Origin of the sequence: Aliirhizobium wenxiniae (assembly GCF_019511445.1) — a bacterium.
Taxonomy (GTDB): domain Bacteria; phylum Pseudomonadota; class Alphaproteobacteria; order Rhizobiales; family Rhizobiaceae; genus Neorhizobium; species Neorhizobium wenxiniae_A.
Window position 1 is genome coordinate 1 of the sequence record NZ_JAEUAN010000011.1, and the last position, 15206, is coordinate 15206.

The following is a 15206-nucleotide window of genomic DNA, read 5'->3' on the forward strand; positions in this document are numbered from 1 at the left end:
TGGTTGCTGAGCTGCTTGGAAATGCTTACGAGCTGGCTACGCGCTGCCACCAGTGTGCGTGTCACCATGTTGTCGAAAGTCTTTACTCGCACGACTTTGTAAAATCCGGCTTCTGCCAACTGCGCTAGTCCATCCGCATCATTGGCATCAGTCTTGTTGAGGGTTTCATTCAGAACCTTTTGCGCATGACGTGCTTCAATGCAGATCGCGGGAATTCTTTCGGCGTTCAGCGCATGATAGAACCATGTCGACAGTGGACCTGTCTCAAAGACGACTAGCTTTGCGTGCGGAGCATGCTTGCGGATGATTTGCGATATAACTTTCGGATCAGAAGGGCATTTCCCCCGCCAGATACGCTTCCTATTCTCTCGGATCGAAACCGCAGTATCTTACAGCGAAACATCAAGCCCGATATATTGGTCCATGGTTGCCTCCCATTTGATGCTGGGCCCGGTTCCAATCGTGAGCCCGTATTTCCATCTTACCGGGGGCAACCACCCATGTCAGATATTGCTAAGGCAATGCCTTTAGGGAAACCGACCCGCGATTACCCCATGTTCAAGAGCTTAAGAGAGCCATGAGCGGGGAATGACGACGTGAAACTTTAGCTGGAATGCGTCATTCAATTGCACTACATTCTCATTGAATGTGGAGATAGCCATGGCCGCAAACGCTCTTGTACAAACACGTATTGATTCCGAAGTCCGGGATCGTGCTTCTGCCGTCCTTCAAAGCATGGGCCTCACGGTATCTGATGCGGTTCGTATCATGCTCACCCGGACTGCTAACGAGGGCGCTCTGCCTCTTGAACTTCTATCCGGCAGTGAGGCCCATGACGCTTGGTTTCGGACCAAGGTGCTCGAAGCGTTAAACGATACTCGACCGGATTTATCGGACGACGAGGCCGAGGCGCACTTTGCTAAACGTCGAGCGGCTGCCCGCCTTAAAGCTGGTGTGCCAGAATCTTGAAACTTACTTGGTCTGCTTTTGCGTTATCGGATCGTGACGCCATCTTCACATACATCGAGGCAGATAATCCCGCAGCTGCCGTCCTGATCGATGAACGGATAGCCGGCTGTCGCACGTCGCTTGCTCGATTTTCCTGCCAGTGGGCGCGTGGGTCGAATTGCCGGGACACGTGAACTCGTCATCAATGGCACGCCTTATGTCGCCGCCTACGCCATTACCGAGACGACAGTTCGGATTCTTCGCGTACTCCATGGCGCGCAAGAATGGCCAGAAATTCTGCCGCTAAGCTGATCGACCACGTTCGTGTGGGGGCAGACGGTTCGATCCCCATCAAGAGCTTTGTAAAGCATGTTTCTCCGGTTTTGCGTCGATGCAGATTGACGAAGGCTCTGTTGATCGAACTCATCGACTGATCGTGACACTCACTGGAACGGTGAAGAACGGGTTTACATCAGCTGGCGGTTTAGGGACGGGGGACGCGCGATGTAGGAGGTCCAGAACCTCGGCATCAAGCTCGCTTACTCCAGAGGGGTCGACCAACTCGACCGCCGTTTCGTTTCCATCGGGCAGGACCAGGAACCGCACCCGAACTGTACCTTCCCGCCGGCGAGCTTGTGCAAGACGCGGATATCGCTTGCGTCGTTCAAGATGTGCCGCTAACTGCCCAAGCCAACGCTGCTTGGAGCGCAAATCCTCAAACTCGCCTCGACCCGTTAAACCTCGACCTCATTGCGGGTCGCATTGACGCCGGACTGGCTGATTTCTCTGTTTGGAAGAGCTTTCTGGAAACCGCGGAAGGTTCTGAGGCAAAGCTATATGGGCCTCGTCTATCAGGCGGCCCATTTGGCCCTGGTGTCGGCATAGGTCTGAGAAAATCAGACGATGAACTCACTGCCAAGGTTAACATGGCACTCGAAAAAATCTCTCTCGACGGAACATTGAAGCAGATCAGCCAAAAATGGTTCGGAGCAGATCTCGTATCGAAGTGAGTTGATAGTTTCAGAGCGCCTTCGAAGATGGACTCCGCCGATGGTGGAGCCCGATAACTTCATCTTCGGTCTGACAATTGCCAGACAAAGTGCACACCGTTTCGCCCGCTAACTCTGAAAGCGTGACATAAACCGGAATAAACTAGCTCTGAGTTTCAGACGATATCGAACGATGATTTCTAAAGTGCCGGGCTTAAGCAAGATAGACTTTGACCGGGCCGACGCGCTGCGGGGGGCATTCTTAAGTCTTTGACGACCCCACGACGACCCACGTTAAGGCGTCATCAGTGCGAATAGGATCGTAGATGTCGTAATTGTCGCCTGCACAATCAACGAAAACACTGTTCATACGGATTGACATCTTCTAATGGCGAAACGAATGCTTTTGCGCCTGACAGAGGAGAACACTGATGGCCGACGAGACAATGACCGCAAACCCGAACGATGTTAAGACCGAAACGCCGGCCGCAGCCCCCGCTGCGAAGAAGACCCGCGCGCCGCGCCGCCCGAAAGCAGTCGCAGAAACAACTGCCGCTGACGTATCTGTCGCGGCACCGGAGACGCCGGCCAAAAAGACCCGCGCCAAGCGCGGCTCCAAGCAGGTTGCCGCGAAAGTTGAAAAGAGCGTTGCAGAACCGAAGAAAGCAACTTCCCGTGCACCTTCGGCCAAGAAGATTGCATCTGCACCGGTCACTACCAGCGACGACATCGCCGATCTGATCAAGCTCGAGGAAGAAAACAAGCAACTGCGCAAACAGCTTTCCGAAAAGCTGCGTGCGGAAAATGCCGATCTGCGCAAGCGCCTCGGTCAGGGCTGATAGCGGGCGTCAGGGTTTCGTCTCGGTCTGTCACGATAGCCCTCCATGCCGATGCAACGTTCACCGGGCCTGTAATCAGGCCCGGTCAATCCGATCCGCTGCAATGCGATGCTGCAGCCACGCCGAGGTTTTGATGCGATGAGAACACCATGGAAATTTGTAGCTGACCTGGTGTCACGTAAGCCGAAAGCGGACGTAATCGACGAAGATCTCCCGCACGAGATAGAAACACCGGCTCTTGAGTATCGGCCCGCCGTTGAAGAGGACGTTGGGTCATTTCAGTCTGCATCTTCTGAACAAGCAGCTGAAATTGAACAGGCGAACGAAACGGAAGCTAGCTCCTCGACGCCAGATCTAACTCCCCAGGCCCCAGCAGAAACAGAGAATAGCGGCCGTGAGCTGACCGCGACAGCTCCCTCCGTCACAACCGATGACGCGGTTTCAAAACCTGAAGCAGGCGAGGGCGCCAACGTTGCTAATCCTGCCCTGCAGGATGAACCCGACCGCCTCGTAACGGCTCGAGAGACAGCAAGACCAAATAAAGATGCCCGGGCCAATTCGAAGAAACTTACGGTCGGTAAGGCGGATGCAAACGCATCAGTTCCAGTGGACAGACCCAAGACAGTCGCCGAGGAAATGGCAGCGCTCGATGCGGAGGTATCGGTGTTGCGTCGACAGCTCTCTGTAAAGCTAGCCGAGCAAAACGCACAATTGCGCAAGATGCTCGAGAGGTTTGAAAGAAGCTAAGGCAACGGGCGCAAGCTGCTCAAAACACCAATGTCTGGGATGGGATTCAGGCGACAGCATGGGTGCACTCGTACTGTCGCCTTTTGCTTTCGACCGTCCATTTCATACTCCGCGACGCAATAGGCGGTTTACCTATTGGCAATAAGGTCCGAGCCTGACTGTCAGCCTGCTGCACAATTTCCATAGTCTCTCGGGCGTTTCCAATGACCACAACATTTGATTCTGACATCTTCAATCTCGCACCGATCGCCATGTGGATCGAAGATTTCAGTGAGGTGAAGACGCTGTTCGATCAATGGCGTGCAGAGGGCGTTACCGACATCAGGTCGTTCCTGGCGCAGGATCGCGATCTCATCGTTTCGTGTTCGACCAGGATCCGGATCCTCGACGTTAACGCAAAGACCCTGGAACTGTTTGAAGCAGACAGCCTGGAGCATCTAAGATCAAATATCGCCTCGGTTTTTCGGGACGATATGCTGGACACCCATATCAACGAATTGGCTGCGCTGTTCGATGGAGAGAATACTTTTTCAAGCACAACGGTGAACTACACGATCTCCGGCCGGCGGCTCGATATCCAACTCCGTGGTGCTGTCCTTCCCGGACACGAGGAAGCGCTCGACAAGCTGTTGTTGACGACCGAGGATATCACCGCTCGCGAAGACGCGAGACGCGCAGAGGCCGAGCAGCGCTTACTGGCGGAGGGCGTGTTTGAACATTCGCCGGTATCATTATGGATTGAGGATTTCAGCCGCATCCGCGCCCTGATCGAGGATATCCGCGACCGCGGCATTACCGATTTCCGCACTTTCATGGATGTGCATCCGGAATTCGTCCATCAATGCATGAGCGAAATCCGTGTCATCGACGTCAATCAGGCAACGCTAGATTTGTTCGGTGCGAAGGATCGCACCGATCTCCTGCAGCGTCTGGGCGAGGTCTTTCGTGACGATATGGAAAAGCCGTTCCGCGAACAGTTAATGGAGCTGTGGAATGGCAAGCTCTTCCACCATCGCGAAGTTATCAACTACGCTCTGGACGGATCGGTACGCCACATCCTTCTGCATTTTTCCGTCTTTCCAGGCCACGAGACGGACTGGTCGCGGGTCCAGGTAGCACTCGCCGACATTACTGCACGCAAGAAGGCGGAGGCCTATCTCGAGTATCTCGGCAAGCACGATGTCCTAACCAAGCTCTATAATCGTGCATTCTATGCAGATGAAATGAACCGGCTGGAGCGCAAGTCGCTACGCCCGGTCTCGGCGATCGTGATCGATCTCAATGGCCTAAAGGGAGCTAATGATCAGCTTGGCCATGACGCCGGCGACGGGCTGCTTCGGCGCTTCGGTGAAATTCTCAACGGCGCAGTCTCTGCACCAAACCACGCATGCCGGATCGGCGGGGACGAGTTTGCAGTTCTGCTGCCCGGTGCAGATGCCAAAACTGCCGGCACGATGATTGAAACGATCGCGGAACTGTTGAAGATAAACAACCAGTTTTACTCCAACGCACCGCTCAGCATGTCCTATGGCGTCGCGACCAGCGAGGTCGGGGAGACGATAGAAGCGGTGGTCAGACGCGCGGACGGGTTGATGTACGACCATAAGAAGGCGCATTACGCCAACCCGGATCTACCGGGCAAGGAATTGCGCAACAGGGCGCGCCCACGGTAAGCCGTTTGTCGAAAGGTGCCCCGTTCGACGGCAACAGCCTATCGTCTCACGAGTTTCAGACAGGTCGGAATAGGTTCTCCGACATGGTGACTATCTTGCAGATGCCGGATGGTAATCTGGATATCGTCAACCACCGGATCGATCAGCACAAACCCGAGATCAGGTGAGATTTCAAGAAGAGTATCGGAGCGTTCAGCATAGCGACGCCCAAAGGGCGAGAACGCGGGAATTCTCGACATGGTTTTTCCGGAGAAAAGGGCAGCCGCAGGAGGCTTGGCGAAGCAGAAGCCGGGACCGACTGCACCCGGCAAAATCGTTCCGCATTCTACGCCTTAAACAAGGCGCTTGCCCATCGTCGTTCTATCCGCCACCTGTCACAAGCAAACGAGCATGCCGGATGATCCGGCCCAATAGAGACGGCTCAGCGCCTGCCAGAACACCTGCTCACAGCACGACGACCGATCACTACGATATTCTCGCCGTTCTTGAAATGGAAAACCGGCGGCTCAAACAGCTTCTTGCGGACAAGCTCCGGTCAGAAAACATGCTGATGAGAGCAATGCTGCAGCGAATTGGGGCCCGCACTGAATGAAATGGATATTACTGCAGCCATCCAGCGCGCAAAAGCGAGCGTGGGCCACATGGCCAAGATAGAGGTCGAGGTGGATGCGCTCGACCAGCTGGAGGGGCCATGCAGATCGGCATCGACGCCGTGCTGCTCGACAACATGACGCCAGCGCAACTGCGCCAGGCGGTCGGATTTGTCGCCGGTCGCGCGATCACCGAGGCCTCAGGCAATATCAACCCGACGACAGCCGCGGAAGCCGCCGCATCCGGTGTCGATCTCATTTCCGTTGGCTGGATCACCCATAGCGCGCCAGTTCTCGATATTGGGCTCGACTACATCTGAGATACGCATCAGATCAGGATAAGTGCATAGTTGCAGCGACCCAGTGTGCAGACAAGTTATGGAAGGCCGCGCGGAGACTATGGCGCGGCCTTCCACACACAGCGCATGGGGTGAGGTAAAGTCCCCAGGCGCTGTCTGCCGCTCCCCCGGGAGCTAGAGAATTGGCGCCGAAAATTCCAGTCATGGCGCAATGGTCGATAAGGCCTCGAAACTTTTCGCGAGCATGGACAACCCGAGCACAACAAGGAAAACGCCGGCCCCCCGGTTTGCGATACCGAGGATCTCAGTACTCAAACGCTGCCTGACTGCCGACACGCCAAGTGCAAGCAGTGACCACCAAGCCAGTGAACCAGCGAACACGCCGATCGGCAAAAGCCCACCAGGGGCTGCAATCTGGCTTGCGAATGCTGCGAGACTTGCGGCACATAATGCAGGCGTTACTGGGTTTAGAAATCCGAAGCAGATTGCGCTACAATAGGCGCGTCCAAAGCTTGATGGTGCACCGCCCCTTGTGACGACCACGAGATCGCGGCGCCATAGCCGCGCTGCGAAATATAGCAGGAGCAATCCTGCCGCAAAGCTGAGAAGGCTTTCAGTTCCAGGCTGGCTCATGAGCGCCATACCACCGAGCAGCGCGATGGTGCTATATACGAGATGCACCGTGGCTATGCCTAGCCCCGCCGCGAGCCCGGCACGCTTTCCTTCGGTGAGCGTGCGCTCGACACACATCATGCTTGTAGGTCCAAACGGTATCGCGATGGAAAGCCCCGCGCCGGCTCCTGCTAAAAGGCATGCCATCCCACTCATGCTTTCCCCCAACCTTGCATGGTGGAGTAAACCGACGCGGGTGGGAGTTTATTCGCGCGGGTCGGAAATTTTCTTAAGGCTTGCCATCAAGCCGCCTTTGATAGAGCTCGGCAAAGGATGTCAATTCGCCCGGGTTGAGATCGGATACGGCCCAATAGGTCAGGTCGCCTTTTATCCAACTCACCACATTCGTACCGTTGAACACGTCTCGTGTGGATATGGCCCGGTCGGTGGAATCAGTGACCGTCACACTGATCGTATGCTGGCGGCGCTTGTAGACCATGACCGGAACCGGAGTGCGACCGATGACATCGATGCGTCCACCGACGAGTGGAAAGCCCTCGGCAGAAAAATCCGGTGTGGTTGGCGCAATGGTCGTCTTTCCGTTGAACCAAGGCTTCACGACATGGCCCTGTGACGAGGCGATATCGAATGGCTGAGGAGCCACCAATCCCCGCAGATGCGCGGTGAGGATTTCACTCTCGATTGTGGCCGCCGGCATGACATCCTCTGTGACGCGAGCCAGATAGCTTCCGCCGAGACCGCCTCCGATGAGCCCAACCAGCAGCGAGGCGGCAATCGGCCACCGCGCATTCGCTGAGCGATTGATATGCGCCGGTCCGGCGTCGCCGACAGGCTCATCCGGTGCGTCAACGGCTTCCCGATCCGGGAAAATGGAGGCGAGAATGGCGCCTCGTAGATGTTCCGGTGCGGGCTCTCCGGGGAGCACATCGACCAGTGCAGAGGAAAGACCAGAAAGTCTGCATGAAATATCTGCCAGTTCCGGCTCACGCTCCAGCCTTTGCTGCATGGAAAGCGTTTCGCCGGGTGACAATTCCCCATCATGATAGGCGTTAAGGAGAAGAAGCGTCTCTTTGTCGATTGTCATTGCTCCGTCTCCTTCAAACGCGACAGAAGCGACTGCCTTGCTTTGGCAAGGCGCGACATCACTGTTCCAACCGGGATGTCGCTGATAGCGGCAATCTCTCGATAGCTCAGTCCATGAAATTCACGCAAAACCAGCGTTTCTCTCAGGTGAAGAGGCAACGTCTCCACTGCCTTCTGTAGTTCTACCGATCGCTGTTTTGCAAGAAGCAGGTCTTCCGGAGTAGGAACGGCACCGTTCATCAAGCCGCCAACTTCGATTTCCTGTTGGACGACTGGTGAAAGATCCTCAAGCGACACGAGCTTTGCCGGTCTGTGACGCTGAAGCCAGGAATAGGCCACGTTGCGAACGATTGTCAGGAACCAGGCCCGAGCATTGCCTTCGGCAAAGCTTTCGATCGCCCGATATGCTTTGATACAGGCCTCCTGCATCACGTCTTCTGCATCGGTTGCACTGCCGGTCAGCCATCGTGCGAGCCGGTACCCCTCGTCAATTCTGGGCAATACGATCTGCGCAAATCGCGCCTTGGCCAATGTCGTCATCGATATGCATGATCACTGGAAGCATACATTACGTTGGCCTCTCGGTCTCATGGCGGCACCAGACACTTCAAGAAGGCACCGAAAATCTCGGGCGAGTCAATGTGAAAGACGAACGAGAGCTTGGTGACGTATTTCGTTGATGTATTAAATGTCGGCCCAATCGCTCATTCATCGAGGAAGCTGCTGTATCGCTCCGCACCTGGCGGGTCGGGTATTGTTGCGACCAGAGGCTGCAGGTGGAAAATCGAGGTGGATGAAGATACGGCAGGCCTCGGCGGAAAATACATAAAAGTTTACACTTAGTTAGATGCTGATGACGAATATATGACGATCGTCAAATCCCAAGCGCAGGCTTCCGTGACCTCCCTATCATCCAGTGAAGCGATCGCTTCAAATGCCGAGTTGCGTGCACTCAACCAGTTGTTCGGTACGGTTCGCTATGGGCGGGATGGCAAGATCGTGTCCGCCAATCACCACTTCGTCCGATTGGTTGGTTACGCGCTCGATGAGTTGATTGGCCTGGATACCTCCATGTTCATTTCGAGCACCTATGGGCGCAATCAGAGGTCGGAACTCTGGGACGCGCTGGGAAATGGAGACATAAGAGAGCAGACTAGCCTCTGGATTGCGAAGTCGGGAAGAGAGCTCTGGCTTGCCTCGCGTTATGTTCCGCTCAAAGACGAGGATGGCGAGGTCACTGAAATCGTTCAGGTTGTCCAGGACGTTACCCAGGAGCAGGATCGTCTGTCTGATGAGCGCGGGCAGATCGCTGCCATCAACCAGAGTCAGGCTGTCATTCATTTTTCGCTCGATGGCGTCGTGTTGGATGCAAACGCGCTCTTCTGCGATGCCATGGGATACGAGCTTGCCGAGATAGTCGGTCGCCGCCATGCCACTTTCGTCGACGCTGAAACGCGTGATAGCCAGGACTATCGCGACTTCTGGAAGTCGCTTGCGAAAGGTGAGCATAAGGCCGGCGAATATCGGCGCCGACACAAGAACGGCAGGGACGTGTGGCTGCAGGCCGTCTATAGCCCCACTTTCGATCTGGCAGGCCGCCCGATCAAAGTCGTCAAATACGCTTCCGATGTTACGGCGGAGAAGTTACGTCGCGCCGATTACGAGTGGCAGGTTAACGCGATCAACAAGTCGAACAGCGTTATCACCTTCGACATGTATGGCACCATCCTCGATGCCAATGATAAATTCCTGGATGCGACCGGCTATAAGCTGGAGGAGATTGTCGGACGTCACCACCAGATCTTTGTCGATGGGTCACATGCTCATGGTGCCGAATACAGCACGTTCTGGGAAGATCTTCGCCGCGGGAAACATCGCTCCGGTCTCTTCAAGCGCTTCGGCAAGGATGGTCGCGAAATCTGGCTGCAGTCCAGCTATAACCCGATCTTCGACGCCGCCGGAAACCCGGTAAAGGTCGTCAAGTTCGCCTCTGTCGTTACCGATGAGCGGCGCCTCCAATCTGAATACCAGGGGCAGATTGCGGCCATTCACCACGGGCAATGCGTGATTTCGTTCGAACTCGACGGCACCATCATCGACGCCAACGAGAATTTCCTGAACGCGACCGGCTACCGCTTCGGTGAAGTCCGTGGCCAACACCATCGCATGTTTGTCGATGCCGACTTCAGCGAAAGTGATGAGTACAAGTTGTTTTGGGCCGACCTTGCCGCAGGCAGGCATCGTGCCGGAGAATACAGGCGCGTCGGCAAGGACGGTCGGCAGGTCTGGCTGCAGGCGACCTATAATCCAATCCTCGATATGAATGGCCGCCCCTTCAAGATCATCAAATATGCGGCAGACGTAACTGCACAAAAGCTCCGACAGGCTGATTATGGCAGCCAGATCGAAGCGATCAACAAATCTCAAGGCGTCGTCGTCTTCGCACTTGATGGGACGATCCTCGACGCCAATACCAACTTCCTCGACATGGTCGATTATGCGATCGACGAGGTGAGGGGACAGCACCACCGCCTTCTCGTAGAGCGGGATCTTGCATCTAGCGAGGATTATCAGGCTTTCTGGGAGACCTTGCGGACCGGCGAATATCACTCAGGTTTGTACAAGCGGATCGGCAAGGATGGTCGAGAAGTCTGGATACAGGCGTCTTACAATCCTATCCTGGATCTGAACGGTCAGCCGGCAAAAGTCATCAAATACGCAACCGATGTAAGCTCAAACGTTGCTCTCGCGGAAGCTTTCGATGACGCAAAGCGGCAGGCTCAGCACGATTCCGCAACGTCTCTGCCCAATCGGGTCAAGCTTTCCGCTTTTATGGAAAGCGGATTAGGTGGCGCAGAGGCAAGCATGGCCATCTTTTATATCGATCTTGATCGCTTCAAGCCTATCAACGACACGTTTGGCCATCATGTTGGCGATCGCGTGCTCGGCGAAGTCGCCGATCGGATGCGGCGCGCCTTGCGAGAGGACCAGATGGTTGCACGCGTGGGCGGTGACGAATTCGTCATCGCAGCCCCAGGCATGCCGATCGATGCGATTGAGCGCTTTTGTCAGCATCTCTACGAGATCATAGCGGTGCCGATCCGTCACGATGGCGGCGACATACACGTCGGAATGTCGGTCGGCATCGCGATCGCTCCGACCGACGGAACGACACCTGACGAGTTGTTGCGAGCTGCTGATGCAGCTCTTTACAGGTCCAAACAGAACGGCCGCGGCCAGTTCAGCTTCTACGCGACGGAGATGAACGAGAAGATTATCGCGCAGCGAAAACTTGCCGAGGATATGCGCCACAGTCTTTCGGCAGGACATTTCTATCTCGAATATCAGCCTCGTTTCGATACCCACGCGAACAAGATCCGAAGTGTCGAAGCGCTCGTGCGCTGGGCTCATCCCGAGCGCGGTCGCATCAGCCCAGCCGACTTCATCCCACTTGCCGAGCAAAACGGACTGATCGTTCCTCTCGGCGACTGGATCCTGAAATCGGCATGCGAAACCGCAGCCTCATGGGAGGGTATCGGGGTATCCGTTAATGTCTCACCCGTGCAGTTCCGCGACGGCAACCTTGTGAAGACTGTCAGGGAGGCCCTAGAATTCTCTGCCCTTGATCCGGTCTTGCTGGAACTTGAAATCACCGAAGGTGTCCTGCTTGAAGATGCGGATCGAGCAATAAAGGTTCTCGATGAGCTGAAAAACCTCGGCGTCAAACTCGCAATGGACGATTTCGGAACCGGATATTCATCGTTGAGCTATCTGCGAAACTTCCCCTTCGATGTCATCAAGATCGACCGCAGCTTTATCAGCGATCTCGATACCCGTGAAAGCGCTCGGCCAATCGTCCAGGCAATCCTGGGCCTCGGTAAAGCGCTCGGTCTTTCCGTGACGGCTGAAGGCGTCGAGACGAAGGAACAACTGGCGCTTCTCGCCGCAGATCAATGCAATGAGGTTCAGGGCTTCCTGATGGCAAAACCGCTAAGAGCTCAGCAGATTGACGAGTTGCTGGCGGAAATGCCGACCTTGAAGCGTGCACGGACAGAGGGCGTGGCGGCGTAATTTCCGGGCAGGATGACTGCGGCGCATAGGCGTGGTAGCTCTCCACGCACGAGATGCGAGGAAAATCAGGATTGCCGACCCAGTTTGATATGTTCTCTGACGAACCGCCTGCGGGAGAGGGGACCGTACCTCTGCAAGTCGGTGAGCGGATGCTCAACCGGCAGATGAGCGAGTCGGAGATGGTCGCTCATCTTGCTGCAACAGGGCGCTATCGGATCCTGCAGAAGCTGGAACCACGTGCGAGGGCCGATTTCATCCGGCCTGAATTTCAGTTGAAGGGTATCATTCTCGACACGGAAACGACCGGTCTCAATCACCGGAAGGACGAAATCATCGAGATTGGACTGATCGCCTTCACATTCGACGAGCGCGGAGCGATTGGCGATGTGACGGGCATTTATGGTGGCCTTCAGCAGCCGAGCATACGGATTCCGGCTGACATTACGAAGTTGACCGGCATCACGGATGAGATGCTAGCCGGTCAAATGATCGACATGCAGGCTGTTCAAGATCTGGTCGCTCGGGCGGACCTCATCATCGCGCATAATGCCGGCTTCGACCGCCCCTTCTGCGAGGTATTTTCGTCAGCATTTTCGGACAAAGCCTGGGCATGTTCGAATTCGGAGATTGATTGGTCGGCGCGCGGTTTTGAAGGCACCAAGCTGGGTTATCTTATCGGACAGGCCGGCTATTTCCACGATGGCCACAGGGCAGTCGATGATTGTTTCGCTTTGCTCGAGGTCCTCGATCGGAAGACGGAGGCCGACATCGCCACGCCATTTGCAGAGCTATATCTCAACAGCCAGAGATCTCGCGTTCGCATCTTCGCTGAAAACAGTCCGTTTGATCTGAAGGATCATCTCAAGGCGCGCGGATATCGGTGGTCGGATGGTAGCGAGGGCCGACCAAAGTCTTGGTGGATCGAAGTTGATGAACACGATTTGGCCAGTGAACTTCACTATCTACGGACCGACATCTACCGCTACCCGGAAGCCGACCCACCGACCAAGTTTCTGACGGCCTTCGACAGGTTCCGGGCCTGATGGCACGAAATTAAGCATTCACTACGATCGAGTTGCGCATATCGCATAGCTGGGCTGCAGCAGGATATCTAACGGGAACCCACGGATCCTGTATAAACGACACCAACGAAGCGATGTACCTCCTCCCACAGAGCTTCGGGTTTCAGGCGGCCCATTCCTCCTCCCAAGGGTAGCCTGGCAAGAACACCGGCACTCCTCCTCCCAGCCGTTGTTCTATTGTTTCGAAAAGCCTGCCGCATCTCCTCCCGCGGCGGGCTTTTTCGTTTGTGGGCGGGCGGCAATCTGATTTCCTGCTACCGATCACGTAAGCAGTACCAACGTGACGGCCGTTCATGGAATTACACACGAGCGGATACAGTCTTTGCTTCGCATCGTGGTAGCGTACGATGCGATGAGCTCACGGTTTTTTCCGGCGTCCTGCTGCATGAGAGCGACTTGCGTCGGCGACGAGCCCGCATATAAAACTTGATAAAATAAGTTATGTATTCTAGTCATGCGCATTCTCTTCGACCAACCAGCAGGATTGCAGTGGCGAGAGTTTTTCCTTGCAACGATCTCAGAATATCGTTGGGTTTGCGCTTTTCGAAAGGTTGCATAAGCGGATGGCGGCGTCGAGGGACGATGGATATGATCTGACTTCGGTCTATCTCGATCAGTGGTGCTATTTCCGCTCCATCCTTACCAGGCGTGTTGGCTCACGCGAACTCGCCGAGGATGCGCTGCAGGAAACCTGGATGCGCCTCTCGACAGTGGAGGTGAGGGAGCCTATCCGGGATCGTCAGGCTCTTATTTTGAGGATCGCCGCAAACATAGCAACGGACCTCATTCGCCGGGAACGGCGCCACAGTTCACGTTGCATAAGCGACGAAGCAGTCTTGCTCGCGGTCGAAGACGAACAGCCTTCCCCTGAGCGAACCACAATCGACAGAGATCAGTTGCGAAGGCTTGTGCTTGCACTGTCAGAGCTCCCCTTGAAGGCCCTGCATGCCCTTCTCATGAGCCGATGCGATGGCCTGACCCATCGCGAAATCGCTCGAAAGCTTGCGGTATCGGAAAGCATGGTTGCGAAATATCTGGCTCAGGCGATGAGACATTGCCGCGACTATCTTCGCGCGTGCGAATAGTTCTCTTTCGAGCTGCAAGTTTGGTTGCGTAATTTCGTCTTGTAAGAGGCATGCCGTAAGCTGCTCACCGTGCCTGATATGCTGAAATGAAGATATTTGCGGTATTTTGAATGTGATGGACGGGAATCCCAAAAATACTAACGCCAGTATCACGCTCAGTGATGAAGCGATCGATTGGCTTGTCCGCTTACGGTCTGGACATGCAACCGAGGCAGACCAGCAGGCATGGCTGGAATGGCGATGTCGCAGTGATGAGCATGAAAATGCCGCGCTTGAAGCTGAGACCATATGGCATGGTGTCGGCTTTGCCGGCAATGACTATAGAAAACGCGACCGTACAAGGCGTATCACCCGAAGGGTGGTCATCGGTGGCAGTCTTGCGGCGCTGGGTGCCGGAGCTGCATTTCGAGCAGATCTTCTTTCACCCATGCTTTTCTCGGACCACGCGACATCTGTTGGCGAGAGGCGCAATGTCGTTCTCAATGACGGCTCGTCCGTCCTGATGAACTCGGATACGGCGTTTTCCGTCGACTACAGCCAGACCACACGGCAACTCACGCTTTATCGAGGGCAGGCGACGTTCCGGGTTTTTCACGATCCGGCTCGGCCGTTCGTCGTAAATGCTGCCAGCGGACGCGCCCAGGCGATCGGCACAACCTTTGATGTCGATATCCGCCAGGGGCAGGTAATTGTCACAACACTTGAAGGCTTGGTCCAGGTCACGACGGACGCCAATGGCTTGCGCGGCCTCAGAGTTGAAGGTGGACATCAGGCTCGATACAGCGCTGATGGCCAGCTATTTCCTCTTCAGATGGTTGATCTCGAAGCCGAAACCGCATGGCAGCGGGGCAAGTTGAGATTTGATCGCCGTCCGCTGAACGATGTCGCCTTTGAATTGCAGCGTTACAAGCGCGAGAAGATCATCATCGCGAACGCCTCGCTCCGATCCCTGGAAGTATCCGGCGTGTTCGACATAAGTGATCCGGAAGCGGTCCTTAAAACGATCGAGGAAAGCTTGGCCGTTCAGGTCATCCGGCTTCCGTTCGTGACCATCATTCGCTGACTGGCGTGATGCCCGAAAGAAAATATCGAGCCCAATCAATAATATGACTGGAATACGAAGGTTTTTTTGATTTCCTGCTGCAAGTTCAGTCGATCCGTTTCGTC

General features: G+C 55.3%; 14 protein-coding genes and 2 pseudogenes. 11 read left to right on the forward strand and 5 right to left on the reverse strand.

The features are described from left to right. Window positions 1–374: IS110 family transposase (locus JNB91_RS14610; RefSeq protein ID WP_346269347.1), on the reverse strand; the 374-nt coding region annotated here is incomplete at its 3' end. Window positions 375–660: 286 nt separating this feature from the next. Here JNB91_RS14610 and JNB91_RS14615 point away from each other — a divergent pair. Together JNB91_RS14615 and JNB91_RS14620 are read left to right on the forward strand one after the other, a co-directional pair. Further along, window positions 661–969 (forward strand): type II toxin-antitoxin system RelB/DinJ family antitoxin, encoded by a 309-nt coding sequence (locus JNB91_RS14615; protein ID WP_220326256.1) that lies wholly within the window; start codon window positions 661–663, stop codon window positions 967–969. After that, window positions 966–1260: pseudogene (locus JNB91_RS14620) on the forward strand (type II toxin-antitoxin system RelE/ParE family toxin). The gene JNB91_RS14615 and the pseudogene JNB91_RS14620 overlap by 4 nt, the downstream one beginning before the upstream one ends. A gap of 111 nt (window positions 1261–1371) precedes the next feature. Here the strand turns inward: JNB91_RS14620 and JNB91_RS31640 are convergent. Beyond that, window positions 1372–1659: an energy transducer TonB gene (locus JNB91_RS31640; RefSeq protein WP_220326257.1), complete on the reverse strand. Its 288-nt coding sequence runs from the start codon at window positions 1657–1659 to the stop codon at window positions 1372–1374. Between JNB91_RS31640 and JNB91_RS14630 the strand changes: the two genes are divergently transcribed. From JNB91_RS14630 to JNB91_RS14650, 5 genes and pseudogenes are all read left to right on the forward strand, one after another. Further along, a complete protein-coding gene (locus JNB91_RS14630) occupies window positions 1584–1958 on the forward strand; it encodes a transporter substrate-binding domain-containing protein (protein WP_346269336.1) in 375 nt (124 codons plus the stop codon). The genes JNB91_RS31640 and JNB91_RS14630 overlap by 76 nt on opposite strands. Before the next feature lie 410 nt (window positions 1959–2368). Then, a complete protein-coding gene (locus JNB91_RS14635; RefSeq protein ID WP_220326258.1) occupies window positions 2369–2776 on the forward strand; it encodes a SyrB-like regulator in 408 nt (135 codons plus the stop codon). Between the two features lie 108 nt (window positions 2777–2884). Then, window positions 2885–3523, forward strand: coding sequence for a hypothetical protein (locus tag JNB91_RS14640; protein WP_220326259.1), 639 nt, complete (start codon window positions 2885–2887; stop codon window positions 3521–3523). A gap of 203 nt (window positions 3524–3726) precedes the next feature. Next, the gene (locus tag JNB91_RS14645; RefSeq protein ID WP_220326260.1) at window positions 3727–5196 is read left to right on the forward strand and encodes a sensor domain-containing diguanylate cyclase; all 1470 of its coding nucleotides are present in this window, start codon (window positions 3727–3729) and stop codon (window positions 5194–5196) included. Between the two features lie 599 nt (window positions 5197–5795). Then, window positions 5796–6106 (forward strand): annotated as a pseudogene (locus tag JNB91_RS14650) (nicotinate-nucleotide diphosphorylase); the annotation flags it as partial. A gap of 180 nt (window positions 6107–6286) precedes the next feature. On the opposite strand, the gene JNB91_RS14655 reads toward JNB91_RS14650, so the two are convergent. From JNB91_RS14655 to JNB91_RS14665, 3 genes are all read right to left on the reverse strand, one after another. Beyond that, window positions 6287–6913 carry a LysE family translocator gene (locus JNB91_RS14655; RefSeq protein ID WP_346269337.1) on the reverse strand — a complete coding sequence of 209 codons (627 nt, stop codon included), beginning with the start codon at window positions 6911–6913 and terminating at the stop codon, window positions 6287–6289. 73 nt (window positions 6914–6986) lie between these two features. Next, window positions 6987–7802, reverse strand: coding sequence for an anti-sigma factor family protein (locus tag JNB91_RS14660; protein ID WP_220326262.1), 816 nt, complete (start codon window positions 7800–7802; stop codon window positions 6987–6989). Beyond that, on the reverse strand, window positions 7799–8341 hold the full coding sequence (locus JNB91_RS14665) for a sigma-70 family RNA polymerase sigma factor (protein WP_220326263.1): 543 nt from the start codon (window positions 8339–8341) through the stop codon (window positions 7799–7801). The genes JNB91_RS14660 and JNB91_RS14665 overlap by 4 nt, the downstream gene beginning before the upstream one ends. A 324-nt stretch (window positions 8342–8665) precedes the next feature. Between JNB91_RS14665 and JNB91_RS14670 the strand changes: the two genes are divergently transcribed. The 4 genes from JNB91_RS14670 (at window position 8666) to JNB91_RS14685 (ending at window position 15102) form a co-directional block, all read left to right on the forward strand. Next, the gene (locus tag JNB91_RS14670; protein ID WP_220326264.1) at window positions 8666–11872 is read left to right on the forward strand and encodes a bifunctional diguanylate cyclase/phosphodiesterase; all 3207 of its coding nucleotides are present in this window, start codon (window positions 8666–8668) and stop codon (window positions 11870–11872) included. 53 nt (window positions 11873–11925) lie between these two features. After that, the gene (locus tag JNB91_RS14675; protein WP_430736286.1) at window positions 11926–12915 is read left to right on the forward strand and encodes a 3'-5' exonuclease; all 990 of its coding nucleotides are present in this window, start codon (window positions 11926–11928) and stop codon (window positions 12913–12915) included. Between the two features lie 602 nt (window positions 12916–13517). Beyond that, window positions 13518–14039 (forward strand): RNA polymerase sigma factor, encoded by a 522-nt coding sequence (locus JNB91_RS14680; protein ID WP_220326265.1) that lies wholly within the window; start codon window positions 13518–13520, stop codon window positions 14037–14039. Between the two features lie 115 nt (window positions 14040–14154). Continuing rightward, window positions 14155–15102, forward strand: a complete 948-nt coding sequence (locus tag JNB91_RS14685) for a FecR family protein (RefSeq protein WP_220326266.1) — start codon at window positions 14155–14157, stop codon at window positions 15100–15102. Window positions 15103–15206: the final 104 nt, after the last annotated feature.

Coding starts and splice junctions, on each gene's coding strand:
- JNB91_RS14615 (WP_220326256.1), top strand. CDS start 661: ATGGCCGCAAACGCTCTTGTACAAACACGTATTGATTCCGAAGTCCGG.
- JNB91_RS14635 (WP_220326258.1), top strand. CDS start 2,369: ATGGCCGACGAGACAATGACCGCAAACCCGAACGATGTTAAGACCGAA.
- JNB91_RS14640 (WP_220326259.1), top strand. CDS start 2,885: ATGCTGCAGCCACGCCGAGGTTTTGATGCGATGAGAACACCATGGAAA.
- JNB91_RS14645 (WP_220326260.1), top strand. CDS start 3,727: ATGACCACAACATTTGATTCTGACATCTTCAATCTCGCACCGATCGCC.
- JNB91_RS14655 (WP_346269337.1), bottom strand. CDS start 6,913: ATGAGTGGGATGGCATGCCTTTTAGCAGGAGCCGGCGCGGGGCTTTCC.
- JNB91_RS14660 (WP_220326262.1), bottom strand. CDS start 7,802: ATGACAATCGACAAAGAGACGCTTCTTCTCCTTAACGCCTATCATGAT.
- JNB91_RS14665 (WP_220326263.1), bottom strand. CDS start 8,341: ATGACGACATTGGCCAAGGCGCGATTTGCGCAGATCGTATTGCCCAGA.
- JNB91_RS14670 (WP_220326264.1), top strand. CDS start 8,666: ATGACGATCGTCAAATCCCAAGCGCAGGCTTCCGTGACCTCCCTATCA.
- JNB91_RS14675 (WP_430736286.1), top strand. CDS start 11,926: ATGCGAGGAAAATCAGGATTGCCGACCCAGTTTGATATGTTCTCTGAC.
- JNB91_RS14680 (WP_220326265.1), top strand. CDS start 13,518: ATGGCGGCGTCGAGGGACGATGGATATGATCTGACTTCGGTCTATCTC.
- JNB91_RS14685 (WP_220326266.1), top strand. CDS start 14,155: ATGGACGGGAATCCCAAAAATACTAACGCCAGTATCACGCTCAGTGAT.